This window comes from Pseudomarimonas salicorniae (assembly GCF_023156535.1).
Taxonomy (GTDB): Bacteria; Pseudomonadota; Gammaproteobacteria; order Xanthomonadales; family Xanthomonadaceae; genus Pseudomarimonas; species Pseudomarimonas salicorniae.
Map to the genome: position 1 here is coordinate 20,656 of NZ_JALNMH010000012.1, position 23,764 is coordinate 44,419.

A 23,764-nucleotide genomic window follows, 5' to 3' on the forward strand; every position below is an offset into this window, starting at 1 on the left:
CGGCCGGCAGGATGCGCGCTTCGGGCGCGAAGTTCGCATTCGCCCCGGCCCCGCTGTAGGAGCCAGCTTGCTGGCGATAGGCGTCCCGGACGGAACGATCGCCAGCAAGCTGGCTCCTACACGCAACGTCGCTGCCAGGTCCGGTTTGCGCTGCAAAGCAGGCCTTGCCGCAGTCAAATTGTGGGAGTGCCCTCGGGCGCGACCGCAGCGCTACGGATTCACCACAGACCGCGGCCAGAGCGGAACTCCTCGGTCGCGCCCAAGGGCACTCCCACAGAATATCGGCCCATTTGATGAACCGTGGCGAATGCGCACTCTGCGCCCAAACCTGTGTCTCGCTTGGCGCGGCGACTTCGCGACCGCTCCGGGCTAACATCGCGCGATGCTCCCTGCCCTGCCCGCCGATGACACGGCCACACCAGACCATCCCTTCTCCGGGCTCGATCCGCAGGCTGTGGTGGAGGCGCTGGAGGCGCTGGGCCTGCCCTGCGATGGCCGGGTGCTGGCCCTAAACAGCTACGAGAACCGGGTTTTCAGGGTCGGCATCGAGGACGCCGCGCCGCTGATCGCCAAGTTCTACCGCCCCGGGCGCTGGACCGACGCCGCCATCGCCGAGGAACAGGCCTTCGCGGCGGAACTGGCCGCCGCCAATGTCCCGGTCGTGCCGCCGCTCTCGACGCACGGGCGCAGCCTGCACCCGCACGGCATCCATCGCATCGCCCTGTTTCCGGTGCGCGGAGGGCGCGCCCCGGAGATGGGTGACCGGGCGACGCTGACTTCGCTCGGCCGCTTCCTCGGCCTGCTGCACAGCGTTGGCGCGCGGCGGCCATTCAGCCAGCGGATCAGCCTGGACATCGAGCGCTACGGAGATACCGCGCTGGATGCCCTGCTCGACTCACCGTTGCTGCCGACCGAGCTGGCCGACAACCTCGCCGCGCTGGGCGACGCCGTACTCGACCGCGTCGAGGAGCGCCTTGAACGCATCGATCCGCCGATGATCCGCCTCCACGGCGACTGCCACGCCGGCAACGTGCTGTGGCTGGACGACGCGCCGCAGTTCGTCGACCTCGATGACTGCCTGATGGGCCCTGCCGTCCAGGACCTTTGGATGCTGGTCTCCGGCAGCGCCGAAGAACAACGCGAGCAGATGGACTGGGTGCTGGAGGGCTACCGCACCTTCCGCGAATTCGACGCCCACGAACTGGGCCTGATCGAGGCCCTGCGCTCGCTGCGCCTGCTGCATTTCCACGCCTGGGTCTGCCAGCGCTGGGACGATCCCGCCTTCCCCGCTGCTTTCCCCTGGTTCGGCGAGCGCCGACACTGGGAGCGCCTGCTGCAACAGCTGCAGGAACAACTTGCCGAACTCCAGGAGCACTCGCCGTGGGACATGCCCGACTGACCGCCGCCCTGATCGCCCTCGCCGCCGCCCTGCCGGGCAGCGCGACCACGCTGACCACGGCCGAGGTGCTGGCGCAGAGCGCGCCGCAAGAATGGAAGGAGATCCCTGCCGACCGCCTGCTCGTGATGGATATCGAACGGGGCCAGATCCTCCTCGAGCTGGCGCCGGAGTTCGCTCCCGAGCACGTCGCCAATATCCGCATCCTGGCCGGCCAGGGACACTGGGACGGGCTTGCCATCCTGCGCTCGCAGGACAACTACGTGGTCCAGTGGGGCGATCCCAATGCCGAGAAACCCGAGGCGCGGCGCGCCCTGCGCCAGGCGAAAGAGAGGCTGCCGGCGGAGTTCGATCGTCCGGTCGACGGCCTGCCCTTCGAGGCCCTGCTCGACCCCGACGCCTACGCCGCGCGGACCGGGTTCTCGCTGGGCTTCCCGGTCGGCCGCGACGCCGACAACCAGCGCACCTGGCTGCTGCACTGCTACGCCACCCTCGGCGCCGGCCGCGACATGGCGGCCGACAGCAGCACCGGGGCGGAACTGTATGTGGTGACCGGACACGCGCCGCGCCACCTCGACCGCAACATCACCACCGTCGGCCGGGTCATCGAGGGCATCGAGCATCTCAGCAGCCTGCCCCGCGGCACCGGGCCGCTGGGCTTCTACGAGAGTCCGGAGCAGCACGTGCCCATCCGCCGCATCCGGCTTGCCGCCGACCTGCCCGAATCCGAGCGGCCCCGCCGCGAGCGCCTCGACACCCACAGCCGCAGCTTCCGCCTGCTGATCGAGGCCCGCCGCCATCGCCGCGAAGAATGGTTTGTCAATCCCGTCGGCCGCCTCGAGGTCTGCAATGTGCCGCTGCCGGTCAGGACCGTGGCCGAGGGGTGACGGGCTGGTCGGCAGGTTCGGGCGAAAAGCAGACGTTCATAGGGTGCGGCTGGCCGCACCGGGCGTAGCGTCCGAACGCCCGTATCGGTGCGCCCAAGGCGCACCCTATGGGGCTTCGCTGACGCCCAACGAAGCCCGACTGTAGGAGCTCACATGGGCGCGGCCGCGGCGTGGCGTGTTCTCCACAGACCGAGGCCAGGACGAACCTCCGCGGTCGCGGCCATGTCCGCTCCTACGAAAAGCCTGCCCATCCGAGGCCGCGGCGAACGGCAAACAAGCGCCCGAATGCGCCCGTCGGCCCTACCGGCCCCCTCAGGTTTACCCCGCCCCCACGCTGTAGCAGACTTCGAAGGCTGGACCGACCGAGACGCCCACCGTGACTACCCTGCTGATCATCACCGGACTGCTCACGATCGCCTGCATCGTGCTCGGACTGCAGGCCTGGCGCGACCGGCGCCGGCACAACGAGCTGCGCCGCCTGCTGGACAACGCGGATGCGCTGGAGGAAGTGCTTCATCAGGCCCGCAAGCGGATGACCGACATGCGCGCCGTGGTTGGCCGGGTGGCCCCGGACATCGGGGCGGTCGCCCAGGCGTCCCTCGAGGCGGACGGTCCTGTGCAGCAGGGCCTGCGCAACGTACTTGAGCACCGGCTGTGGATCGCCAAGAATGCCGACTCTGCATCGCTGCACGAGCTGCAGCGCGCGGTGGCGGCTTTGCAAAGATCGCACAACCAGATCGCCCAGCGCCTTGAACAGCTGGAGGGCGCCGGGGCCGAGCTCGAGGAGGCGGCCCGCGCCGTCGAGGAGCAGGAGGCCCGTGAGCCTTCGTCGCTGCGCCGCCACGAGCCATGAACGAAGCGCCGCAGCATCCTCCGCTGATCCTCGCCTCAACCTCCTCCTATCGCCGCGAGCTGCTGCAGCGTCTTCGATTGCCGTTCCGCTGCGAGCGGCCGCAGGTGGAGGAGGCCCAGCAGGCGAATGAAACCGTGGAATCGATGGTGGCGCGACTGGCCCGGGCCAAAGCCGCGGAGGTCGCATCACGTCATCCCGAGGCGCTGGTGATCGGCTCCGACCAGGCAGCCAGCCTCGGCGGTCGCGCGCTGGGCAAGCCCGGCGGGCGGGACCGGGCCATCGAGCAGCTGATGCAGTGCTCGGGGCGACCGGTCGAGTTCCACACCGCGGTCTGCCTGCTCGGCCCCGGCGGCCTGGAGTTCGCGGCCATGGACACCACGCGGGTGCGCTTTCGCACACTCGAGGCCGAAGCGATTGCCCGCTATGTGGAGGCCGAGCAGCCGTTCGACTGCGCCGGCAGCTTCAAGTGCGAAGGGCTGGGGATCTGCCTCTTCGAGGGACTCGACAGCGAGGACCCGACCGCCCTGGTCGGCCTGCCGCTGATCGCGCTGTGCAAGCTGCTTCGGCGCGCCGGCGTCGAGCTTCCCTGAGCGCCGGTGTCGGGGGCCTTTCCCGCCTCGCCGGACTAATCCGACCGCTCCACCGGAGTCGCGATCACCGGATGCCAGTCGCGACTGTCGGTGCGCGCCTCCAGCTGCAGCCAGAAGCGGCCGTGGGGCAGGCTGTCCGGCAGCCGCAGCTGCCAGCCCACGTCGGGCATGGAGGGGTCGCCGGTCTCGCCGAGGATCCCGGCCAACGAAGGCAGCGACATGGGCCACTCCGGCACGCTCGGCGCTGCGCCCGACACCCGCAGGCGAAGGCCACTGACGCCGCTGCCGCCAGCGATGGCCCAGCCGCCTATGGTCTGCCCCGGCCGAACGCGGGCCCCTTCCACCAGATCGATATAGCCGACCACCGGCGGCTCGCAGCGGCCCGGCGTACCCGCCTGCAGTCGAAACAGCGCAAGACGCTGGTCACCGCGATCCGACCACAGCTCATCGCTCCAGCGCGCATGGGGATGTCGGAGGCAGAACGTCCACAGCCAGGCGGGGCGATCACGCAGGGTCAGCGCAGCCGGTTCGATCACCACCAGGCCATCGCTGGCACCCACCGCGTCCAGCGCCCGGGCATCGCGGCCCATCCGGGAGAGCTCGCGCTGCCTGCCGTGCTTGAAATTGTGCGGATGGTCCAGCACAAAGACCGGCCGCGGCGAGCCCTCTGCGGCGTAGCGCTGCTCCAGCTGGGCGGCGAGCAGGAAATGGTCGACCGCCAGCGGTGCGCCGGGCGGCAGCTGTTCCAGCCGCGGCGCCAGTGCGGCGGCGAGCTCGCCCGCGCCAACGAAGTTGTCCGGGTAGAGACGGCTGCCGGCCAGGCTGGAGGCGGCAAAGGACACCACCGTCAGGTAGACGGCACCGAGCGTGCACACCAGCGCGCCCAGCCCCAGCGTCCAAGCGCGCAGACGGGCGCCCAGCGACGTCCAGGCAAGGCCCAGCGGCAAGGCCAGGGCGAGGTAGGCCGGCGCAGGCCAGTGCAGTCGGCTGCGCTGGCTGTCCGCCCACGGGCCGATCAGCCAGATCAGCACGAGCAGTGCAATGCCCCAGGCGCCAAACACCGCAACCGTCGGCGTGGCCCGGCGAGAGCGCCAGCCCGCCCAGAGCAGCAGGGCGTAGAGCAGAGGACTGACCACGACCGCCTGCAACAGGGGGTCGGCCAGCAGATGTGGCTGGAAGTCGAAGGCGTGACGCTCGGCGAACTGGAAGCGCAGGGTCTGGCCATCGCCGGCCAGCATCTGCCAGAGCACGGGCGCAAGTCCGAGCGCCAGGCCAAGGCAGGCCGATGCGAGCACGCGCCCGTGCAGCAGGCCGCGCAGGCCGGGCAGCGCCAGCACGGCGAGAGCGGCCGCAGCCAGTGGCAACACGAACCGGTAATGGGCGAGCGTGCCGAGCAGCAGGCCGCCGGCCAGCCAGAGCGGCCCGAATCGATCCCCGCGCAGGGCAAGCCCGGCGCCATACAGGCAGAGCAGCACGGCGAGGTTGATGCCAACGTCGGGCAGCATCATCACCCCAGACAACCCCATCATCGGCGGCAGCGAGGCCAGCAGCAGCACGCGCCATCCGGTCTCCGGCCCGGCCTCGCGCACGGCGACCCGGTAGAGCAGCCACAGCGTGGCCCAGGACATGAGCAGGCCGGGCAGGCGGATCGCCATCGCGGCATCTCCAAGCAGCGCGGTCGACAGGGCGATCAGCCAGGGCGTCAGGCCGGGCACGTCGTCGTAGGCCGGCGCCGGATGACGGGATTCCAGCCAGTAGAAGGCCTCGTCGCCGAACAGCGGCAGCTGCCAGGCCAACAGCAGTTTCAGCGCCTGCAGCGCCAGCACCGCAATGGCCGTGGGCGGCAGACCGCGAATCCCGCCCTCACCCGTGGCTGGGTACACTGCCAACTCCTTCTGCGCAGGAAGCTTCGCCGATGTCCGACGCCGCGATCCTAACCGACCAGCGCCGCGAGTCCCTGCAGCGGGCGATCGCCCAGGTGAACGCGCTGGTCCTGGGCAAGGCGCGCCAGGTGGAGCTGGCCTTTGCCTGCCTGCTGGCCGGGGGACACCTGCTGATTGAGGATCTCCCAGGCCTTGGCAAGACCACCCTTGCCCGCTCGCTGGCGGCGACGCTCGGCCTCGACTTCCAGCGCATGCAGTTCACCGCCGACCTGCTGCCTTCCGACATCCTCGGCGTATCCATCTTCGACCAGGAGGCCCGGCGCTTCGCCTTCCATCCCGGCCCGGTGTTCACCCAGCTGCTGCTGGCCGACGAGATCAACCGCGCGCCGCCGCGCACCCAGAGCGCCCTGCTCGAAGCCATGGCCGAACAGCAGGTGACGGTCGACGGCTCGAGCCATGAGCTGCCCTCGCCCTTCTTCGTCATCGCCACCCAGAACCCGGTCGATCTTGCCGGCACCTTCCCCCTGCCCGACTCGCAGCTCGACCGGTTCCTGATGCGGATCGTCCTCGGTTACCCCGACGCTGCGGCCGAGCGCGACATGCTGGCCGGCGAGACGCGCCAGCGGCTGATCGCGCGCGCCACCCCGCTGCTCGACGCCGCCGAGGTGCTGGCCCTGCGCGAGGCCGCGCTCGGGGTCCACGCCAGCGAACGCCTGATCGCCTACCTGCAGGCCCTGCTCGCCGAGAGCCGGCGTCATCAGGGCGTGCGCGTCGGCCTGTCACCGCGTGCAGGCCTCGCCCTGCTCCGCGTGGGCAAGGCGCTGGCCGTGCTGCGTGGTCAGGATCACGTGGTGCCCGAGCTGCTGCAGGAAGCCTTTGTCGAGGTCGCCGCGCACCGGCTCGGCGTCGACGCCGAGGGACCGGGCGCCGAGGACGTGGCCCGCGCCATCCTGCGGGCGGTACCGGTGAGCTAGCGCAATGCGCGAACGCATCGGCCGTCTGCGGGCGAGAGCGCTGGCCATCGCCGAACGGCGATTGCCCGCCCTGACCCGGCTGAAGCAGCCCGAGGCCCTGCCGATCCTGCTCCATCGGCGCAGGCTCTACGTCCTGCCCACCGCCTTCGGCGTCGCGCTGGGCGGCCTGCTCGCCCTGATGGGGCTGGGCGCGCTGAACTACGACAACAACCCGGCCCTGATCCTCGCCTTCCTGCTCGCCTCGACCGCCCACACCAGCCTGCTGCAGGGCTACCTCGCCCTGCGCGGTCTGCGTCTGGTCGCCGTCCACGCCGAGCCGGTGCACGCCGGCGAGACGCTGCAGCTGCAGTGTCACTTCGATGCCGCCGAATCGCGCCCGCGGCATGGCATCGAGCTGGTGCGCGGCGCGCAGTCCAGCTTCTTCAGCATGCCGAGCGAAGGCGAGTCCGTGGTGACCCTGACCGTACCCGCTGAACATAGAGGTTGGCTGAGCGTCGGGCGCCTCAGCCTTCGCACGCGCCGGCCGCTCGGCCTGTTCGTGGTCTGGAGCTGGCTGCATCCGCAGGCGCGGGTGCTGGTCTACCCCCGGCCGGAGGCCCACGCCCCACCCCTGCCCAAGCCCAGCCGGAATGGCGCGCCCCAGCGCCGGCGCGGTCCGGATGAGGAGATCCACGGACTGCGCGACTACCGGCGCGGCGATGCCCTGCGCACGGTGGCCTGGAAACGCAGTGCCCAGGCCGGGCGGCTGCTGGTCCGTGAGTTCGACACCCCCGGCGGGCGCGACGCCGTACTCGACTGGCATACGCTGGCTGGCCTCGGCGCCGAGCAGCGCATCGCACGTCTGACCCGCTGGCTGCTCGAGGCCGAGCGGCAGGGTCTGCGCAGCGAGCTGCGCCTGCCGGGTCGACAGATCGGCCCCGACCGCGGTCCGCTGCATCGCCATCGCTGCCTGCGCGAGCTGGCGCTGCTGCCGGCATGAGCGCCTCCCTGACCCCCGGCGCGCGCCGCTGGATCGTCCTCACCGCGGCGAGTGCGGTGCTCCCGCTTGGCCTGGTCATGCCGCCCGGCGTGCAGGGCCCGCTGCTGGTCTGCTTCGTATTGGGCGGCACCTGCGCACTCGGCGGGCGCCTGCTCCCACGCGCCCTCCGGGTCCTGCTGACCTTCCTGGCCCTGGCGGCGGTGGTCTGGCTATTCCAGATCACCGCGGTCGGCGCCTTTGGCCGCGACGCCGGCTCGGCCCTTCTTGCCGTCATGCTCGGCATGAAGCTGATGGAGACCAGTACCCTGCGCGATGCGCGCAGCTGCGCGGTCTTCGGCCTGTTCGCGCTGATGGCGGCCTTCCTGCAGGACCAGGGCCCGGTCACCCTGCTGCTCGCGCTGTTCTCCGGCCTGCTCTCGGTGGCAACGCTGGCACGCCTGTCCGCCGAGGAGTGCCCCGGCGGACAGGGCGCCCTGGTCGAGGACGAGCGCCCGCGGCGCAGGCTGCGCACGGCCGGATGGATGCTGGCCTGCTCGCTTCCGCTGGCCATGGCCGGGTTCTTCCTCTTTCCGCGCCTCGCCCAGCCGCTGTGGGGGCTGCCGCAGAACACCGAGGCAAGTCGCACCGGTCTGGCGGAGGACATGAGCCCGGGCGACATCTCCAGCCTTTTCGTCGACGACACCCCGGTCATGCGGGTGAACTTCGAGGGCGAGATCCCGCCCTCGCCGCAGCGCTACTTCCGCGGCCCGGTGCTGAGCAGCTTCGACGGGCGGCGCTGGACCCGGGGCTACATCGCCAACGTCGGGCCGGCCCCGGTCGTTGAGGGCGAGTCGGTGGTGAACTACACGGTCGAACAGGAGCCCACCGACCGCCGCTACCTGTTCGCCCTTGACCTGGCGCAGGCGGCGCCGCCCGACGCCCGCTTCGACCATGGCCGGGCCCTGCGCGTCGAACGGCCCCTGAGCAGCCTGCGCCGCGAAACCTACCGGTCAACCCTCGACTACCGCTTCGAACCGGTGATGATGCGAACGCTGCAGCGCGGCTTGAGCCATCTGCCGGATGGCTTCAATCCGCGCGCGGTCGCGCTGGCCCGCCAATGGCGTGAGCAGCACGGCAGCGCCGAGGCGATTGCCCAGGCAGCGCTGCGCTGGTTCAGCGAGGAATTCACCTACACCCTGGAACCACCGCTCCTGGGTCGCGACAGCGTCGACGACTTCCTCTTCGAAACGCGCCGCGGCTATTGCGAACATTTCAGTTCAGCCTTCACCGTGCTGATGCGCGCAGCGGGCATCCCGGCCCGGGTGGTGACCGGCTACCAGGGCGGCTTCGTCAACCCGATCGGCAACTACCTGATCGTCCGCCAGTCGGATGCCCATGCCTGGTCCGAGATCTGGATCGAGGGGCGCGGATGGCTGCGTGTCGACCCGACCAATGCCGTCTCCCCCGAACGCATCGAACAGGGCACCCAGGCGCTTCGCGAGGAGACCGCCTGGCGCGAGGCCGGCGCCCCGCTGCTGAACGCCGTCGACTGGCTGCGGCGCGGCTGGAACGACTGGGTGCTCGGTTTCGGCGCCGCCCGCCAGCAGCAGCTGCTGCGCCCCTTCGGCATCGACAAGGCCGACTGGGGGCAGCTCGGCATCGCGCTGGTGATCGCGGCAGGCCTCGCGCTGACCGCCACCCTGGTCCTGTTGCTGCGCCGGCCGCCGGATGGCGAGCACCCGATCGATCGCGCCTGGCACCGGCTGCGTGCGCGACTGCGCCGCGCCGGCTATCCGGTCGCCGTACACATGTCGCCGGGGGAAACCGCCGGGCTTCTGTCCGCGCAACCAGAGCTGCAGCGGCTCTGCCAGCGCTACAGCACGTGGGCCTATGCCCCACCCCGCCGCGCTGAGGCGGAAAAGACCCTCCTCGCCGACCTGCGCCGCGCCCGTGTCAGACGGGAGCGGTAAGGATCAATCCGGGCGCGAAGCAGACATTCATAAAGAAGACATTCATAGGGTGCGGCTGGCCGCACCGGGCGTACCGTCCGAACGCCCGTATCGGTGCGTCCAGGACGCACCCTATGGGGCTTCGCTGACGCCCAACGAAGCCCGACCGTAGCGCACATGGGCGCGACCGCGGCGCGGCGTATTCTCCACCGACCGCGGCCAGAGCGAATCTCCGCGATCGCGGCCATGTCCGCTCCTACGAAGAGCCCGCCCGATCCGGGGCGGTGGCGAACGTCCGCTCTGCGCCCGAACCGGGGCCGGAACCGGTGCCTTGCGCCCAAGCCTGAGTAGCCCCTGCTTTCGAATCTGCCCGGCCGCGTCGTGGCTCACCAGCACGACACCGGATGATCGGCTCGGCGCTCCTTCTCTCACGTCGGCGGCGGATTCATCCGCGCCCTCGCCACCGTCCTGCTTCGAAGCGGGCGCTCATGACACCCTTCGTGCAGGATCGGGGCGTGAAAGAACAGGTTTCTAGCCGGCGTTCGCGCGCTCGAAGCAGAATCCGCGGTACTCCTCAAGGTCGCACTCGCGGTGGAAGGGCACGGTGATGCCCTTGCCCGGGTTGCGCCATTCATCCACCAATCGATAACCCAGCGCCTCGAGCTCGGCCACCAGCGAGTCCCGCGATTGCACGCGGTAGGGACAGAAGGCCGTGCCGATGCTGTTGAGGGTGATGTAGCTGAGCTTCGGGTGGATGGCCGAGGTATTCAGCACGATCCAGCGCGGACGCGCACCGGTCCGCTGCAGGATCGCGCCCGGCGACTCCTCGAGGAACTGCACGCTGCCCGAGGCGAACAGCAGGTCGGCGGTCACCATGTCGGCCATGTCGGTGGTGAACTTCAGCCTCGACTCGAGGCCGCGCGCCTCGGCAACACGACGCCCCTCCTCGACCACCGCCGGCACGTCGCCGACCGTCCACACCAGGTCCTCCGGGTAGTCGATCAGGCGCGAAAAACCGTAGTGCTTGATCCCGGTGTAACCGCCGAGGTCGAAGACCCGACGCGCACCCGCGGCGACCAGCCGGTCGATCCAGAACACCGCCGGGTAATCGCGCGGGCGCAGCTCGTCGCCGTAGAGGGCCACCGAGCCCTCGTTGTCATAGCCCACCGGCTTGACCTGCGGGGCCGCCGCGGCCGCCTCGGCGAAGCTGCCATAGACGCCGAGAAACAGGTTCTCGTGGCGGTTGCGCGCGAACGCACGCTTGTAGAGCGCGCGATTGATCCAGGAAAACGGCGGCAGGCGGTCGAGCAGGCGACCGATCCGCGACGACCAACGACTAACGTACATGCATTCCCTCGCTGCCAGGCCACCGGATGCTGGCCTTCTCCTGGTTGAACGTGAAGGCCTTGATCGGCCAGGTGTGGGGGTGGGCAGGTGCCGAAAGGCCGGCCGCCGTGAGGCGGTCTTGGACGTCGCCTCGGGCGCGTATGGTAGGTGCAACTGGACACGAGGCCTACCCTCAGGCGGCGATGCCCTACCTTGATCAAGGGACCGGCGCCGGGTTCCCGGCAAGGCACGGGCTGAGTCGACGCTTGCCGCCTTGACGCAGGCGAGAGGCGCGCACGGCCTGTAGCACCACTGCTGACGTCGCAGCACCGTTCCCCCGCACGGGACATGCGGAGCCGGACGAACGTGCGTTTCCCGGGCCCTACGCCGCTTCGCCACCTTGGCGTGCCGGCGGTGGGATCGACGCCGGGCGCCGCCGCAAACCGCCCCTTGTGGTCGGAATCCTCTTCGCGAATGGTGTCCGGGCGCCTCGGCCGCTCAGCGCGGCAGCACCCACCAGCTGAGGTGCAGCAGCACCACGATCGAGGTCACGACGCCGCGCAAGGTGCGGTAGGCGGGGGGCCAGCGGGGGTCGGCGCGGTCCAGCCACCACCAGACCAGGAATCCGCCGGCCAGCAGGCCGAGCGCGATCGAGGGGCGGAAGTGGGTGGCCAGTGCGGCAAGGCCAAGCAGGCTGGGCAGCACGGCCTCGACGAAGCGCCAGGGCCCGGCGCCCGAGAGCAGTGCCGCGCCCCATCTCGTGCCGCCGATAAAGCTCAGGATCAGGGCGCCGTAGGCGATGAACAGATTGAGCGCCATGCCGCCGCGCTGCGGCCAGAGCAGGGCAGCCAGCACGCAGGCGGCAAAAGGCAGTGCCCCGGCCAGGGTCAGCCAGGGCACCGCCCGCTGCATCGATGTCGTAGCCGGGTTCACCGCGAACTCAGCGCTTGCCCGGCGCCGACTTCACGGCCGCCTTTTTCGCCGGGGCCTTCCGGGCCGGTGCCTTCTTCGCCGGTGCCTTCCTGGCCGGCGGCTGCTTGACCGGCGCCTTCTTGCTCGGCGACTTCTTGGCTACGGCCTTGCTCGCCGATGCCGAACCGGCGGTCTTCTTCGCGGGGGCCTTGGTGGCCGATCCGCTCGCGGCCCTGGACCTGGTCGCCGTGGGCTTGGCCTCGGCCTTGGCCGGCTTGCCGCTCAGGGCGGCCAGCACTTCCTCGGCATGACCGGCCGGCTTGACCTTGGGCCAGGCATGGCTGACCCGACCGTCGGCCCCCACCGCGAAGGTGCTGCGCACGATGCCCATGAACTTGCGCCCGTACAGGCTCTTCTCGGTCCAGACGCCATAGGCCTCGAGCAGCTTGTGCTCGGGGTCGGCCAGCAGCGGGAGGTTGAGACCGTACTTGGCGACGAACTTGGCATGCGAGGCGCTGCTGTCGGCCGAGACGCCGAATACGGCGATACCCGCCTTGTCGAAAGCGGCGCGGTGATCGCGGAAGCTGCAGGCTTCGGTGGTGCAACCGGGCGTATTGTCCTTGGGATAGAAGAACAGCACGTAGGGCTTGCCCTTAAGTTCGCTGGAACGACGCGTTTTTCCCTGGTCATCCTGCAGGGCAAACGCGGGGGCCTTGTCGCCGACGGTAAGCATGCGCGGGTCTCCGGTGGACGGCCCCGGAGTATCCCGCAATTGCGCGTGCATGGGCAGTCAAGCGCGCGCCCGCGTCGGCGATGGCTTCAGTGCTTTTCGGAACGACGGCGCGCCCCGGCGTCGCCTCTCCCCGCCGCCCCCTCCGCCCCCTGCGCGTGCGCAAAGGGAGGAGACCGTCGCGTGCGGCCGCGACCCGCGGGAGTGGCGGGAGCGCTGACCGCGACCGGGCACGGCGCGCGCTGGGCTGGACCACCAGCTCACCCGTTCGGGCTGAGGTATCGAAGCCCGAACTACCTGCCGCGACGCCGCGCAGCGACGGGAGCGGTTGCCTACCCTCCGCGCTGGCGCAGGGCCTCGAACACGGCGACGCCGGTGGCGACAGAGACATTGAGGCTCTCGACCTGCCCACGCATCGGGATCTTGGCCAGGTAGTCGCAGTGCTCGCGCGAGAGCCGGCGCAGGCCGTCTCCTTCGCCGCCCATGGCGATGGCGATGGGGCCGGAGAGGTCGACCTGGTACAGCGACTGCTCGGCCTCACCGGCAAGGCCGACGATCCAGACGCCGGCCTCTTGCAGGGTCTTCATGGTGCGGGCGAGATTGGTCACCCGGATCAGCGGGACGCGGTCGGCGGCGCCGGAGGCGATCTTGCGCACCACCGGGGTGATGCCGACGGCGCGGTCACGCGGGACGATCACCGCGTCGACGCCAGCGGCCTCGGCCGAGCGCAGGCAGGCGCCGAGGTTGTGCGGATCCTGCACGCCGTCGAGGATCAGCAGCAGCGGCTTCTCGCAGCGCCCGAGCAGCTCATCGAGATCGCCCTCGCCGAGGTTGCGGGTCATGGCCACCTGGGCCACTACGCCCTGGTGGCGAGCCCCGCCGGCGGCACGCGCCAGCGCATCGGGCGCGGCCTGGCGCACGGCGACGCCGGCGGCCTTGGCCGCCGTGGCAATCTCGGCAAGCCGCGGGTTCTTGGCCCGCTGCTCGATCAGCACCTCGGCCAGGTTCCTGGCGTCGTACTTAAGCGCCTCGCTGACCGCATTGATGCCGACGATCCACTGTTCGCTCATCGCCGCCCGCCCTTGTGCTTGGGCCCACGACGGTCGGGGGGCGGCCGCCCCCCGCCGAGCATCGGCACGCCGTTGTGCTCGGTCAGGCGGAAGTCGATCTTGCGCTCCTCCAGCGAGGCGCGCAGGACCAGGATGCGCACCGGGTCTCCCAGGCGCAGCACGAGGCCATTGCGGTCACCCTCCATCAGCTTGCGCTGCGGATCGAAGCGGTAGTAGTCGTTCGGCAGCTGGGTGACGTGGACCAGGCCGCTGATCCGCGACTCGGTCAGCTCGACGAACAGGCCGAAGCTCTGCACCCCGGAGATGACACCGGCGAACTCCGCCCCGACATGCCGTTCCATCCAGGCGCAGCGGTAGCGCTCGTCGACCTCGCGCTCGGCCTCGTCGGCGCGTCGGCCGCACTCGCTGCAGTGCAGGGCCAGCGCCGCCATCTCGTGCGCGGCATAGACGAAGTCCGCGGCCTTGCCGCCGCGCAGGGCGTGCTTGATCGCCCGGTGCACCAGCAGGTCGGGGTAGCGGCGGATCGGCGAGGTGAAGTGGGCGTAGGCCTCCAGCGCCAGGCCGAAGTGGCCGATGTTCTCCGGCTGATAGACCGCCAGCGCCTGCGAGCGCAGCAGCACCTGCTCCAGCAGCAGGGCATCGGGGCGCTTGCGCACCTTGCGCAGCAGGGTGGTGAAGTCCTTCGGGGTGACCTTTTCCCAGGCCGGCAGGCGCAGGCCGAATTCGGAGAGGAAGGCCTGCAGGTCGGCGAACTTCGACTCCGGCGGGCGGTCGTGCACGCGGAAGGCCGCGGGAATCTTCTTGCGCAACAGGTAGCGCGCCGCCTCGACATTGGCGGCGATCATGCACTCCTCGATCAGCTTGTGGGCGTCATTGCGCTCGGTGGCCTGGGCCTGCACCACCTCGCCGTCCGGACCGAGCCGGAAGTCGATCTCCTCGCTCTCGAACTCGATCGCGCCACGCGCCCGGCGCTGCTTGGACAGCAGACCGAACAGCTGATGCAAGCGCTCGACATGCGGAAGCAGGTCGCCCAGCTCGGCGCGCACCTCGGCATCGTTCTCGCCGATCGCCGCCCAGACCTTGGTATAGGTCAGCCGGGCGTGGGAGCGCATCACCGCCTCGTAGAACTTCGAGCGGGTGACCACGCCCTCGTGGTCGACGATCATGTCGCAGACGAAGCACAGCCGGTCGACCTTCGGGTTCAGCGAGCAGATGCCGTTGGACAGGGTCTCCGGCAGCATCGGCACCACGAAGCCGGGGAAGTACACCGAGGTCGCCCGCTTGCTTGCCTCGTCGTCCAGCGCGGTGCCGGGGCGAACGTAGTGGGAGACGTCGGCAATCGCCACCACCAGCCGGAATCCGCTGCGGTGCGGCTCGCAGTAGACCGCGTCGTCGAAGTCCTTGGCGGTCTCGCCGTCGATGGTGACGAGGGGCAGTCCGCGCAGGTCGACGCGGTCCTCGATGTCGGCGGGCAGCACCTCCAGCGAGACCTCGTTGGCCTCGTCCAGCGCCTCGCGCGGCCACTCGTGCGGGATGCCGTGGCCATTGATCGCCATCTCGACCACCAGCGAGGGCGTCAGCGCGTCGCCGAGCACGGTCAGCACCTTGCCGAACGGCGGCCGGCCGCGGGTCGGCGGCGTGGTGATCTCGGCCACCACGATCTGCCCGTGACGCGCGTCGCCGCGGGCGTCGCGGGGGATCACGATGTCCTGGTTCTGACGGCGGTCGTCGGGCAGCACCAGCCCCACTCCGTCGCGCTCCTCGAAGCGCCCGACCAGGCGCGAGGTGCGCCGCTCCAGCACCTCGACCACGGCGCCCTCGCGGCGGCCCCGGGCATCGATGCCGGTGACCGAGCAGAGCACGTGGTCGCCGTGCATCACCTCGCGCATCTGCGCCGGCGGCAGGAACAGGTCGTCGCCGCCGGCGTCCGGCTTGAGGAAGCCATAGCCATCGGCATTGGCGATCACCACGCCCGGGATCAGCGCCAGCGCCTCGGCCGGGGCATAGGCGCCTCGCCGGTTCATCAGCAGCTGGCCGTCGCGGACCATCGCCGCCAGCCGCCGGCTCAGCGCCTCGAAGCGGTCCTCGGCGCGCAGCCCGAGCGCATGGGCAATGCGGTCGGCCTCCAGCGGCTCGCCATAGTCCTTGAGGAACTGCAGGATCGCCTCGCGGCTGGTGATCGGATTCTCGTAGCGCGCCGCCTCGCGCTGGGCGTAGGGGTCGGTGCCCTTTCGCTTGCCACCACGGCTGGCGCCCGAGCTGGCCGTGCCCTGCTTGCCGCGCTTCGGCCCCCGGCCCGGGCCCTTGCCCTCGCCCTTGTCACGACCGGCGTCGCCGCGTCCTCCCCCCTTGGGGGGCTCGTCGAGGCGCTGCTTCAGGCTGTCGGGCATCCAGGGCGGCAGGGAGGATTTCTTCTTGGGCATCAGGTCTTCTCGTTTGTTCTTCGCGTTCTTGCGGCATGGTGGACGCCACCGCCGGCAATCGCAATGAATGCTGGCCCGCGGCCGTCCCCCGTTCATGCCCCTGACAGCTTGAAACCGTGGCCCAAGGCCCTTCCCGGCCCCACCCGCCCCGAGCAACCGACGCTGACCCGACTAGTGGCAACCCGGATGATTGACAACCGATTCGACGCTCTTTAATCTTCGCGGCTCGCTGGCGCACGGCGCCACGCGGACCCACCTGCCCAGGTGGCGGAATTGGTAGACGCACTAGTTTCAGGTACTAGCGGGTAAAACCGTGGAGGTTCGAGTCCTCTCCTGGGCACCAATCGAAAGACCGCCGACGCGCAACGCGATCCGGACGGCAGCCAAGAAACCCGCGCCTTGTCGCGGGTTTTTTGTTGGCTGGACTCTTCGCGCCGATCCCGGCTCGGGCTCCGGGCAAGACCCGTGGAAGCCCACCCGCAACCAGCGCCTCCGCCAAGTCGCAACGCCATCGATTCCGATGTGCCACGGTGCGTATTGCCCGCGATGTGACCGGGGTTTGCCAGCCTGGATGACCAGCGTCGCCAGCCGTTCTGACCGCGATAGGCATGCCGTTTGCCCACTTCCGGCAGTCTTCTGACCGGCTGATACCGACCCAGAACGTGCGTTCGGCGATGTGTACTTTGGGCGCGAAGTTCGCATTCGCCACGGTTCATCAAATGGGCCGATATTCTGTGGGAGTGCCCTTGGGCGCGACCGCGGAGTTCCGCTCTGGCCGCGGTCTGTGGTGAATCAATAGCGCTGCGGTCGCGCCCGAGGGCACTCCCACAATCTGACTGCGGCAAGGCCTGCTTTGGCGCGCAAACCGGACCTGGCAGCGACGTTGCGTGTAGGAGCCAGCTTGCTGGCGATCGTTCCGTCCGTGGCGCCTATCGCCAGCAAGCTGGCTCCTACAGCGGGACCGGGGCGAATGCGAACTTCGCGCCCGGAGTTCACCTTCCGCTACGCACACTCCTGGCCGGTTCCGGCCGGTCACACCACTGCCGGTCGTGGCCAGTCGAACAGCCGGGCGTGGTCAGAGTTGCTGGCAAAGGCGGTCAACTGGCGTGGCGAACGTCAGATGGATGGCGGTTTGCACCACGGCGCATCCTATGCGCGCTTTGCTTGTCCCGATTTCGTGGCGACCTGTCCGATCGCCGGGGCAACGCGCGGCTAGACTGCCGAAGCGTTCCCCATGCGATCCCTACCCTGCCATGCCCGACCACCGCATCTGCTTCGACTTCGATATCCGCTTTTCCAACGGCGGCGGGCTGCAGGGGCAGGACTTCCGTCTGGATCTCGACGGCGAGGACATCGGGGATGCGGCGCTGGCGGAGCGGCTGGTTCGCGAGCTCCGGCTGCTGATGGTGGGCGAGGTGCGGATCCTCAACCGGCGGGTGATTGTCGAGCGGCACAAGGGTTCGGGCGTAGCTCCCGCGGGCGATGCGGTCGAGTGCGGGGCGGACGAGGCATCGCGGCTGTTCGACCTCAGCCACACGATCGAGCACGGGACGATCACCTACAAGGGACTGCCGGCGCCGCTGATCTGCGACTACCTGTCGCGCGAGGACTCGCGGGCGTTCTATGAGGCGGGGACGGAGTTCCAGATCGGGCGGATCGACATGGTCTCGAACACCGGCACCTACATCGACACGCCGTTCCACCGGTTCGCCGATGGCCATGACCTGGCCGGCCTGCCGCTGGCCCGCGCAGCCGACCTGCCGGGGCTGCTGGTGCGGGTCGAGGGCAGCGAAGGGCCGGCGATCGACTGGCAGCACTTCGCGCCCTTCGACTGCCGCGGCCATGCGGTGCTGGTGCATACCGGCTGGGACCGGCACTGGGGGACCGATGCCTATTTCGAGGGCCATCCGTTCCTGACCGAAAAGGCCGCGGAGTTCCTGCGCGATGCCGGTGCGGCGCTGGTGGGGATCGATTCGCACAATATCGACGACACCCGCGGCCGCACGCGCCCGGTGCATACGGTGCTGCTCGGCGCCGGCATTCCGATTGTCGAGCATATGACCGGGCTGTCGGCGCTGCCGGTTTCCGGATTCCGGTTTTCAGCGGTGCCGCCCAAGGTGCGCGGAATGGGCACGTTTCCGGTGCGGGCGCATGCGCGGGTGATGCGGGAGCCGTAGGTTGCGGGCTCGCGACTTTCGGGGAGGGGGTCGGCCCGCTGCCGGGCTTCGATCCGATCGAGGTGATGCGTCGAAACCCGACTGTAGGAGCGGGCTTGCCGGCGACCGTGGCGGTTCGGAGCTTCCGCGGTCTGGGGTGAATGCGGGGCTCTGCGGTCGCGGCCATGTCCGCTCCTACCAAGAGCTCGCCGGCTCACGAACCGCGGAAACTGCCTGCTGGGATGCCGGCTCGGGCCCGGCCATCACCGCTCCGACGAAGCCCGACTGTGTGAGTGGGCTTGCCCGCGACCGTGGCGCCTGGGATCGGCCATGGTCTGGGGCGAATGCGGGGCTCTGCGGTCGCGGCCGTGTCCGCTCCTACGAGAAGCTCGCCGGCAGACGAACCGCGGATACTGCCTGGTGGGCAGCCGAACCGCGTGTCGGCATCACCGCCACGACGAAGCCCGACTGTGGGAGCCCAAGGGCCGCCTAGCCGGGCTTCGCCATCACCGCCACAACGAAGCCCGACTGTAGGAGCGCACATGGGCGCGACCGCGGTGTTTGGGATCTGCCCCCGTCTGGGGTGAATGTGAGGCTCTGCGGTCGCGGCCGTGTCCGCTCCTACAAGAAGCTCGCCGGGTGACGGATCGCGGGAACTGCCTGCTGGTATGCCGGCCCGGGCCGGGCCGAGCCACCACCGCCCCAACGAGACCCGACTGTGGGAGTGGGCTTGCCCGCGACCGCGGCGTTGCGGGCTGCCGCGGTCTGGGGTGAATGCGCGGCGCCGCGGTCGGGGGCGAGCCCCCTCCTACATTGCGAAGGTAACGTTTCGCTGGATCGACCGGGGTCGACCGAGGTCGACCCCGGGCTCGAGGGCCTCAGTCCTTGGCAGGCTCCCGGAGCAGGGCGATCTGCAGCTCCACGCGCTTGATCTCGCGCAGGGTGCGGTTGGCCTCGAGGTGGTTGGCTAGGTAGCCCTTGGCGACGCTGGAGAACTGGAACAGCAGGACGCTGAGCACGCCCCAGCGCAGCATGGCCGCGGGGTCTTCGAGGTGCCAGACCTGCCACAGGCCGTACATCGAGCCGGCGAAGGCGAGCAGGCCGCCGAGGTAGGAGATCCAGATCGTCCAGCCGAGGCGTCCGCGGAACAGGCCGATGGCCTGGGCGAAGTAGCCGGGTTCGGCGTGGGCGGCGAGCAGGGCGCGGTCTTCGGCGTCGAGGGCGCTGCGGATGATGTCGTCATGCTTGTCCATGGTGGGCTCCTTGCTCGGGGTCGAGCATTGCGCGCAGCTTGCGCCGCGCGTGCATCAGCCGGGTCTTGACCGTGCCCGGTGGAACGTCAAGTGCAATGGCGATCTCCGCCACGCTCAGGTGATCGAGGTGATACAGCGCGAGCGTCGCGCGCTGCGAGGGCGGTAGCTGCCGAAGCGCATCCAGCGCCGTCTGCAGATCGACGGCGAACTCGGCGCTGTCCTGCTCGGGCAAGGGCAGCTCGTGGCGCTCGTCGAAGGATTCCTCGGCTGCCCCGTCCTGTCTGCGCCAGGCACGCTGGCAGCGCCGGGTGACGATGCGAAGGGCCCAGGCCGGGAAGGCCACCACGTCATCCAGTCGATGCAGGCCGCGGAAAATCTCGATCCATGCCTCCTGGGTGCTGTCGCGGGCGCTGTCGGCGCCGTCGCTCAGGCGCAGCGCATGGCGCAGCAGCCGCGGTTGCCAGCGCTGGACCAGCCGTTCCCAGGCAGCGCGATCACCGCTGCGAGCGGCGCTGACCAGGTATTCGTCGTAGATGCGCCCTGCGTCGCGCTGCATGTCCGTCCCTGCCGAAGTCGATCCTCATTGTGAAGGTGCCGACGAGCGGGCAATCGGTTCAATCGGGCGCATGGGTTCGCGGGCACCCAGATGTCGCAGGCCGACATCGCCCCCGGCGGGATTCACCGTAGGAGCCAGCTTGCTGGCGAATTGCAGCTATCAGCCAGCAATCGCCAGCAAGCTGGCTCCTACACCAAGGAGGCTCCGGACACCCCACGACGCGTCAGTCGCCGTCCGTTTCCGCGAGGTCCGATTCATCATGCTCATAGCCCAACAGCTCGCCCGGCGCGCACTCCAGCACCGCACACAGTTTCGCCAGGGTGCGGAAGCGGATGCCGCGGACCTTGCCGCTGCGGAACAGGGAGAGCTGGGTCTCGCTGAGGCCGACGCCGGCGGCGAGTTCGCGCGCGGTCATGCCGCGTCGGGCCAGCATGGCATCGAGGGTCACCCGGATCGGCATCAGAGGATCTCGTCCAGCTCGGACTGCAGTGCGCGGGCCTGGTCGACCACCCGGGCCAGCATGATCAGGGCGGCGCCGACCACGCCGAGGACGATGGCGGAGAGGTCGAAGTAGAGATAGCTGCCCCCGCCACCGCTGGCCCAGCGGGCGAGGTTGATCACCACGAACACGCTGAGCAGGGCGCCGGTCAGCACGCCCGCGCCCATCTGCCGCATGGCGCGGGCCACGGTCTGCTGGAACAACGCCCCGTCGGCGAGCTGGCCGAGGGCCTGCTGCACCGCCCACAGCGCCCACAGATAGCCGAGCCCCGGCAGGGCGCTGATCGCGTGGCGGATCAGCCGATCGCCGGGCTCGCTGACCGCGCCGGCAGGAAACAGCAGCGGCAGGCCGACCATGCCCAGACCATGGAGCAGGGCAAGGCCGACGAAAACGACCAGGGTGGCCCGGCGGAGCCAGCGGCACTGGGCGCGAAAACGGCGTTCGGCGTTCATCGGGGCCTCGTTGGGCGGCGCGTCAGTTTTAATCTTGACTTAAATTTCTTCGTCAGGGTAGTTTTAGCTCTTACTTAAAGTCCGGACCTCGCCGATGACCCTCGCCATCGAAACCGAAGGCCTGTCCCGCCGCTTCGGCGAGCGGCTGGCCGTCGACCAGGTCGACCTGCAGGTGCCGACCGGCAGCGTCTACGGCTTTCTGGGCCGCAACGGCGCTGGCAAGACGACCACGATCCGCCTGCTGCTCGGCCTGCTGCGACCGACCGCGGGCCGCGCGCGGATCTGCGGCATCGACGTGGTCCGCGACCGGCCGGCGGCGGCGCGCCGGGTAGGCGCCCTGCTCGAGGCGCAGGGGCTGTATCCCCACCTCAGCGGTCGCGAGAACCTCGACCTGACCCGCCGCCTGCTCGCCCTTCCCCGCGGCGAGATCGATCGCGTGCTGGAGCTGGTCGAACTGCGTGCCGCGGCCGGACGACGGGTTGCCGAGTACTCTCTTGGAATGCGCCAACGGCTGGGACTTGCCCGCGCTCTGCTCGGCGAGCCCTCGGTGCTGATCCTCGACGAACCCAGCAATGGGCTCGATCCGGAAGGCATCGCCGAGCTGCGCGGCTTCCTGCGCGACCTGCCGGGACGCAGCGGCGCCACCGTGTTGCTGTCCAGCCATCTGCTCGGTGAGATCGAGCAGACCGCCAGCCACGTCGGAATCCTCTGCGCCGGGCGCCTGGTCAGCCAGGGCCGGCTCGATGCGCTGAAGGCCGGCCTGCCGGCGGAACTGCTGGTCGGGACAGACGCCCCCGATGCCGCCCTGGCCATCGCGCGGCAGCATGGCTTCGAGGTCGAAGCCGGCCCCGAGGGTCTGCTGGCCCGACTGGCCGCCGGCGAGGGCATCGAGCAGGCCGCGGCGGCGCTGAACCAGGCGCTCTGCGCTGCCGGCCTGCGCGTGCACGCCCTGGTGCCGCGGCCGCGCAGCCTGGAATCGCTGTATCACCTGGCCGGCGCCGACGCCGCCCCCTCCCCCGCCGCCTGAGGCCGCCCATGTCCCTGCATCCCCCTGCCGTGCGCTTCTCGGGCGTGGTCCTAGTCGAGGTGATGAAGCTGCGCCGCTCGCTGGCCCTGGTGCTGGCGGCGGTGGCGCCCGGCCTGGTCGCGGTGTTCCTGTTCTTCAACCTGCTGCGGCTGCACGCGCCGATGCCCTGGTCGATGGCGCTGATGAGCTCGGCAGCGATCTGGGCCTTCTTCATGCTGCCGATGAGCCTGACCGCGTTGACCGCCCTGGTCGCCCACGCCGACCACGGCCCGCGCAGCTGGGAGCATCTGCGCGCCCTGCCCCTGCCCGGCTGGCAGCTGTATGCGGCCAAGCTGGCCTGCGTGCTGGGCCTGCTGCTGGGCATGAGCGCGCTGCTGGCGCTGGCGACGCCGCTGGCCCTGATGGCGGCGTCGGCGATCCATCCTGAAGCGGCGCCCAGCGGGCCGCTGGATTACCCGGCCTACCTGCAGCTGCTCGGCCGCATCGCGCTGTCGGCCTGCCTGCTGGTGGTGGTGCAGCTGTGGGTGGCCCTGCGCTACGCCAGCTTCGTGCCCGGGCTGGCGCTGGGCATCGCCGGAACCTTCTTCGCCGTGGTCGCCACCTCGGCGAAAGTCGGTGTGGTGCTGCCCTGGCAGATTCCGGTCAACCAGCTGGCGACCGATCCCGCCCGCGCCGACCTCGCCCTGCTGATCGGCCTGGCCGGAGGCCTCGTCGGCTGTGTGCTGATGCCCTGGCGGCTCGGCCGGCGAGAGACGCTGTAGCCGGAGTACCGGGCGCGATCAGTCGGCCTCGGCCTCTTCGCGACCCTGCTGGCGGATCAGGGCAACCTCGCGGGCGTCGTTGATCGCCTCGCGCACGCTGTCGAGGTCGACCTCGCGCTCATCGGGTCGCCAGTCGCCGGCAAGTTCGGTATCCGGCCGCAGCTCGCCGCGCTCGAACAGCTCCCAGATCTCCTCGGCGTACCAGGTGTCGAGCAGCTCGGGCGCCGAGCGGCCGAGGAAGGCGGTGAGCGCATTGACGTCACGCAGCAGCATGCGCCGCGCGGCGTTGTTGCCGGCCGCGCTGACCACCTGGGGGAAGTCGATGATCACCGGGCCCTCGGGGCCGACCAGCACGTTGTAGGGCGAGAGGTCACCGTGGATCAGGCCGCAGCAGAGCATGCCGATCACCTGCCGGAGCAGGATGGCGTGGAAGGCGCGCGCCTGGTCGGCGTCCAGCTCGACCTCGCCAAGGCGCGGCGCGCTGAAACCCTCCGCATCGGTGACCAGCTCCATCACCAGCACGCCGTGGAAGTAGCCATGCGGCTGCGGCACGCGAAGGCCGGCATCGCGCAGCTGATAGAGGGCATCGACCTCGGTGTTCTTCCAGGCCGCTTCCTGCTGGCGCCGGCCGTACTTGCTGGCCCGGCCCACCGCCCGCGATTCGCGGCTGCCGCGCAGCTTGCGCCCTTCCTCGTACTGCACGCGCTGCTTGAAGCTGCGCTGTGCCATGTCCTTGTAGACCTTGGCGCAGCGCACTTCGTCTCCTGCGCGCACCACGTAGACCGAGGCTTCCTTGCCGCTCTTGAGCGGGCGCAGCACTTCATCGATCAGGCCGTCTTCGATCAGGGCCTGCAGGGGTTCGGGGGTCTTCACGCGATGCCGGGACAGGCGCGGGGACCCGCGCGGGGCGCGTAGTGTGCCAGCAAACCCGGGCGGGGCAAGGCAGGGGTGGATGTTTTGGGCGCGAAAAAGACATTCATAGGGTGCGGCTGGCCGCACCGGGCATACCGCCCGACCGCCCGTATGGGTGCGTCCAAGACGCTCCCTATAGGGCTTCGCTGACGCCCAACGAAGCCCGACTGTGGGAGCGTCCTTGGGCGCGACCGCGG

General features: G+C 70.0%; 21 protein-coding genes and 1 tRNA gene. 11 read left to right on the forward strand and 11 right to left on the reverse strand.

The window, feature by feature from the left end:
- Positions 1–382 precede the first annotated feature (382 nt).
- The 4 genes from M0G41_RS14185 to M0G41_RS14200 all read left to right on the forward strand — a co-directional run bounded on the left by M0G41_RS14185 (position 383) and on the right by M0G41_RS14200 (position 3,726).
- On the forward strand, positions 383–1,399 hold the full coding sequence (locus M0G41_RS14185) for a serine/threonine protein kinase (RefSeq protein WP_248210471.1): 1,017 nt from the start codon (positions 383–385) through the stop codon (positions 1,397–1,399).
- Positions 1,381–2,283, forward strand: a complete 903-nt coding sequence (locus M0G41_RS14190; RefSeq protein WP_248210472.1) for a peptidylprolyl isomerase — start codon at positions 1,381–1,383, stop codon at positions 2,281–2,283. Before M0G41_RS14185 ends, M0G41_RS14190 begins: the two co-directional genes overlap by 19 nt.
- Positions 2,284–2,659: 376 nt before the next feature.
- Positions 2,660–3,136, forward strand: coding sequence for a hypothetical protein (locus M0G41_RS14195; RefSeq protein ID WP_248210473.1), 477 nt, complete (start codon positions 2,660–2,662; stop codon positions 3,134–3,136).
- Positions 3,133–3,726 (forward strand): Maf family protein, encoded by a 594-nt coding sequence (locus tag M0G41_RS14200; RefSeq protein WP_248210474.1) that lies wholly within the window; start codon positions 3,133–3,135, stop codon positions 3,724–3,726. Before M0G41_RS14195 ends, M0G41_RS14200 begins: the two co-directional genes overlap by 4 nt.
- Positions 3,727–3,761: 35 nt before the next feature.
- Here M0G41_RS14200 and M0G41_RS14205 read toward each other — a convergent pair whose 3' ends face one another.
- The gene (locus M0G41_RS14205; RefSeq protein ID WP_248210475.1) at positions 3,762–5,609 is read right to left on the reverse strand and encodes an ArnT family glycosyltransferase; all 1,848 of its coding nucleotides are present in this window, start codon (positions 5,607–5,609) and stop codon (positions 3,762–3,764) included.
- A 32-nt stretch (positions 5,610–5,641) separates the two neighbouring features.
- On the opposite strand from M0G41_RS14205, the gene M0G41_RS14210 reads away from it, so the two are divergent.
- From M0G41_RS14210 to M0G41_RS14220, 3 genes are read left to right on the forward strand one after another with little or no spacing between them, the layout of a single operon-like run.
- Positions 5,642–6,583 carry an AAA family ATPase gene (locus M0G41_RS14210; RefSeq protein ID WP_248210476.1) on the forward strand — a complete coding sequence of 314 codons (942 nt, stop codon included), beginning with the start codon at positions 5,642–5,644 and terminating at the stop codon, positions 6,581–6,583.
- Positions 6,584–6,587: 4 nt separating this feature from the next.
- The gene (locus tag M0G41_RS14215; RefSeq protein ID WP_248210479.1) at positions 6,588–7,562 is read left to right on the forward strand and encodes a DUF58 domain-containing protein; all 975 of its coding nucleotides are present in this window, start codon (positions 6,588–6,590) and stop codon (positions 7,560–7,562) included.
- Complete coding sequence (locus tag M0G41_RS14220) at positions 7,559–9,511, forward strand: transglutaminase TgpA family protein (RefSeq protein ID WP_248210480.1); 1,953 nt, start codon at positions 7,559–7,561, stop codon at positions 9,509–9,511. Before M0G41_RS14215 ends, M0G41_RS14220 begins: the two co-directional genes overlap by 4 nt.
- A 510-nt stretch (positions 9,512–10,021) precedes the next feature.
- On the opposite strand, the gene M0G41_RS14225 is transcribed toward M0G41_RS14220, so the two are convergent.
- The 5 genes from M0G41_RS14225 to rnr all read right to left on the reverse strand — a co-directional run bounded on the left by M0G41_RS14225 (position 10,022) and on the right by rnr (position 15,951).
- Positions 10,022–10,837 (reverse strand): methyltransferase, TIGR04325 family, encoded by an 816-nt coding sequence (locus M0G41_RS14225; protein ID WP_248210481.1) that lies wholly within the window; start codon positions 10,835–10,837, stop codon positions 10,022–10,024.
- Between the two features lie 477 nt (positions 10,838–11,314).
- A complete protein-coding gene (locus M0G41_RS14230; RefSeq protein WP_248210482.1) occupies positions 11,315–11,749 on the reverse strand; it encodes a DUF3429 domain-containing protein in 435 nt (144 codons plus the stop codon).
- A 7-nt stretch (positions 11,750–11,756) separates the two neighbouring features.
- Positions 11,757–12,461 (reverse strand): thioredoxin-dependent thiol peroxidase, encoded by a 705-nt coding sequence (gene bcp, locus M0G41_RS18920; protein WP_425511260.1) that lies wholly within the window; start codon positions 12,459–12,461, stop codon positions 11,757–11,759.
- A gap of 329 nt (positions 12,462–12,790) precedes the next feature.
- Positions 12,791–13,528 (reverse strand): 23S rRNA (guanosine(2251)-2'-O)-methyltransferase RlmB, encoded by a 738-nt coding sequence (rlmB, locus tag M0G41_RS14240; RefSeq protein WP_248210483.1) that lies wholly within the window; start codon positions 13,526–13,528, stop codon positions 12,791–12,793.
- Positions 13,525–15,951, reverse strand: a complete 2,427-nt coding sequence (gene rnr / locus M0G41_RS14245) for a ribonuclease R (protein ID WP_248210484.1) — start codon at positions 15,949–15,951, stop codon at positions 13,525–13,527. The genes rlmB and rnr overlap by 4 nt, the downstream gene beginning before the upstream one ends.
- A gap of 258 nt (positions 15,952–16,209) precedes the next feature.
- Between rnr and M0G41_RS14250 the strand changes: the two genes are divergently transcribed.
- Both M0G41_RS14250 and M0G41_RS14255 read left to right on the forward strand, forming a co-directional pair.
- Positions 16,210–16,294 (forward strand) — tRNA-Leu (locus tag M0G41_RS14250).
- A gap of 910 nt (positions 16,295–17,204) precedes the next feature.
- Complete coding sequence (locus tag M0G41_RS14255) at positions 17,205–18,128, forward strand: cyclase family protein (protein WP_248210485.1); 924 nt, start codon at positions 17,205–17,207, stop codon at positions 18,126–18,128.
- An 857-nt stretch (positions 18,129–18,985) separates the two neighbouring features.
- On the opposite strand, the gene M0G41_RS14260 is transcribed toward M0G41_RS14255, so the two are convergent.
- From M0G41_RS14260 to M0G41_RS14275, 4 genes are all read right to left on the reverse strand, one after another.
- Positions 18,986–19,360 (reverse strand): DUF6768 family protein, encoded by a 375-nt coding sequence (locus tag M0G41_RS14260; protein ID WP_248210487.1) that lies wholly within the window; start codon positions 19,358–19,360, stop codon positions 18,986–18,988.
- Positions 19,347–19,916 carry an RNA polymerase sigma factor gene (locus M0G41_RS14265; RefSeq protein ID WP_248210489.1) on the reverse strand — a complete coding sequence of 190 codons (570 nt, stop codon included), beginning with the start codon at positions 19,914–19,916 and terminating at the stop codon, positions 19,347–19,349. Before M0G41_RS14265 ends, M0G41_RS14260 begins: the two co-directional genes overlap by 14 nt.
- A 223-nt stretch (positions 19,917–20,139) precedes the next feature.
- Positions 20,140–20,376 (reverse strand): helix-turn-helix domain-containing protein, encoded by a 237-nt coding sequence (locus M0G41_RS14270; RefSeq protein ID WP_248210491.1) that lies wholly within the window; start codon positions 20,374–20,376, stop codon positions 20,140–20,142.
- Positions 20,376–20,867 carry a DUF2975 domain-containing protein gene (locus tag M0G41_RS14275; RefSeq protein WP_248210493.1) on the reverse strand — a complete coding sequence of 164 codons (492 nt, stop codon included), beginning with the start codon at positions 20,865–20,867 and terminating at the stop codon, positions 20,376–20,378. The genes M0G41_RS14270 and M0G41_RS14275 overlap by 1 nt, the downstream gene beginning before the upstream one ends.
- A 94-nt stretch (positions 20,868–20,961) precedes the next feature.
- On the opposite strand from M0G41_RS14275, the gene M0G41_RS14280 reads away from it, so the two are divergent.
- Both M0G41_RS14280 and M0G41_RS14285 read left to right on the forward strand, forming a co-directional pair.
- The gene (locus tag M0G41_RS14280) at positions 20,962–21,894 is read left to right on the forward strand and encodes an ABC transporter ATP-binding protein (RefSeq protein WP_248210494.1); all 933 of its coding nucleotides are present in this window, start codon (positions 20,962–20,964) and stop codon (positions 21,892–21,894) included.
- 8 nt (positions 21,895–21,902) lie between these two features.
- On the forward strand, positions 21,903–22,655 hold the full coding sequence (locus M0G41_RS14285; RefSeq protein WP_248210495.1) for an ABC transporter permease: 753 nt from the start codon (positions 21,903–21,905) through the stop codon (positions 22,653–22,655).
- Between the two features lie 18 nt (positions 22,656–22,673).
- Here the strand turns inward: M0G41_RS14285 and M0G41_RS14290 are convergent, their stop codons facing one another.
- Positions 22,674–23,528, reverse strand: coding sequence for a PA4780 family RIO1-like protein kinase (locus M0G41_RS14290; RefSeq protein ID WP_248210496.1), 855 nt, complete (start codon positions 23,526–23,528; stop codon positions 22,674–22,676).
- Positions 23,529–23,764 lie beyond the last annotated feature (236 nt).

Coding starts and splice junctions, on each gene's coding strand:
- rnr (WP_248210484.1), bottom strand. CDS start 15,951: ATGCCCAAGAAGAAATCCTCCCTGCCGCCCTGGATGCCCGACAGCCTG.
- M0G41_RS14280 (WP_248210494.1), top strand. CDS start 20,962: ATGACCCTCGCCATCGAAACCGAAGGCCTGTCCCGCCGCTTCGGCGAG.
- M0G41_RS14210 (WP_248210476.1), top strand. CDS start 5,642: ATGTCCGACGCCGCGATCCTAACCGACCAGCGCCGCGAGTCCCTGCAG.
- M0G41_RS14270 (WP_248210491.1), bottom strand. CDS start 20,376: ATGCCGATCCGGGTGACCCTCGATGCCATGCTGGCCCGACGCGGCATG.
- M0G41_RS14265 (WP_248210489.1), bottom strand. CDS start 19,916: ATGCAGCGCGACGCAGGGCGCATCTACGACGAATACCTGGTCAGCGCC.
- M0G41_RS14255 (WP_248210485.1), top strand. CDS start 17,205: ATGCCCGACCACCGCATCTGCTTCGACTTCGATATCCGCTTTTCCAAC.
- M0G41_RS14275 (WP_248210493.1), bottom strand. CDS start 20,867: ATGAACGCCGAACGCCGTTTTCGCGCCCAGTGCCGCTGGCTCCGCCGG.
- rlmB (WP_248210483.1), bottom strand. CDS start 13,528: ATGAGCGAACAGTGGATCGTCGGCATCAATGCGGTCAGCGAGGCGCTT.
- M0G41_RS14225 (WP_248210481.1), bottom strand. CDS start 10,837: ATGTACGTTAGTCGTTGGTCGTCGCGGATCGGTCGCCTGCTCGACCGC.
- M0G41_RS14285 (WP_248210495.1), top strand. CDS start 21,903: ATGTCCCTGCATCCCCCTGCCGTGCGCTTCTCGGGCGTGGTCCTAGTC.
- M0G41_RS14220 (WP_248210480.1), top strand. CDS start 7,559: ATGAGCGCCTCCCTGACCCCCGGCGCGCGCCGCTGGATCGTCCTCACC.
- bcp (WP_425511260.1), bottom strand. CDS start 12,461: ATGCTTACCGTCGGCGACAAGGCCCCCGCGTTTGCCCTGCAGGATGAC.
- M0G41_RS14185 (WP_248210471.1), top strand. CDS start 383: ATGCTCCCTGCCCTGCCCGCCGATGACACGGCCACACCAGACCATCCC.
- M0G41_RS14215 (WP_248210479.1), top strand. CDS start 6,588: ATGCGCGAACGCATCGGCCGTCTGCGGGCGAGAGCGCTGGCCATCGCC.
- M0G41_RS14260 (WP_248210487.1), bottom strand. CDS start 19,360: ATGGACAAGCATGACGACATCATCCGCAGCGCCCTCGACGCCGAAGAC.
- M0G41_RS14200 (WP_248210474.1), top strand. CDS start 3,133: ATGAACGAAGCGCCGCAGCATCCTCCGCTGATCCTCGCCTCAACCTCC.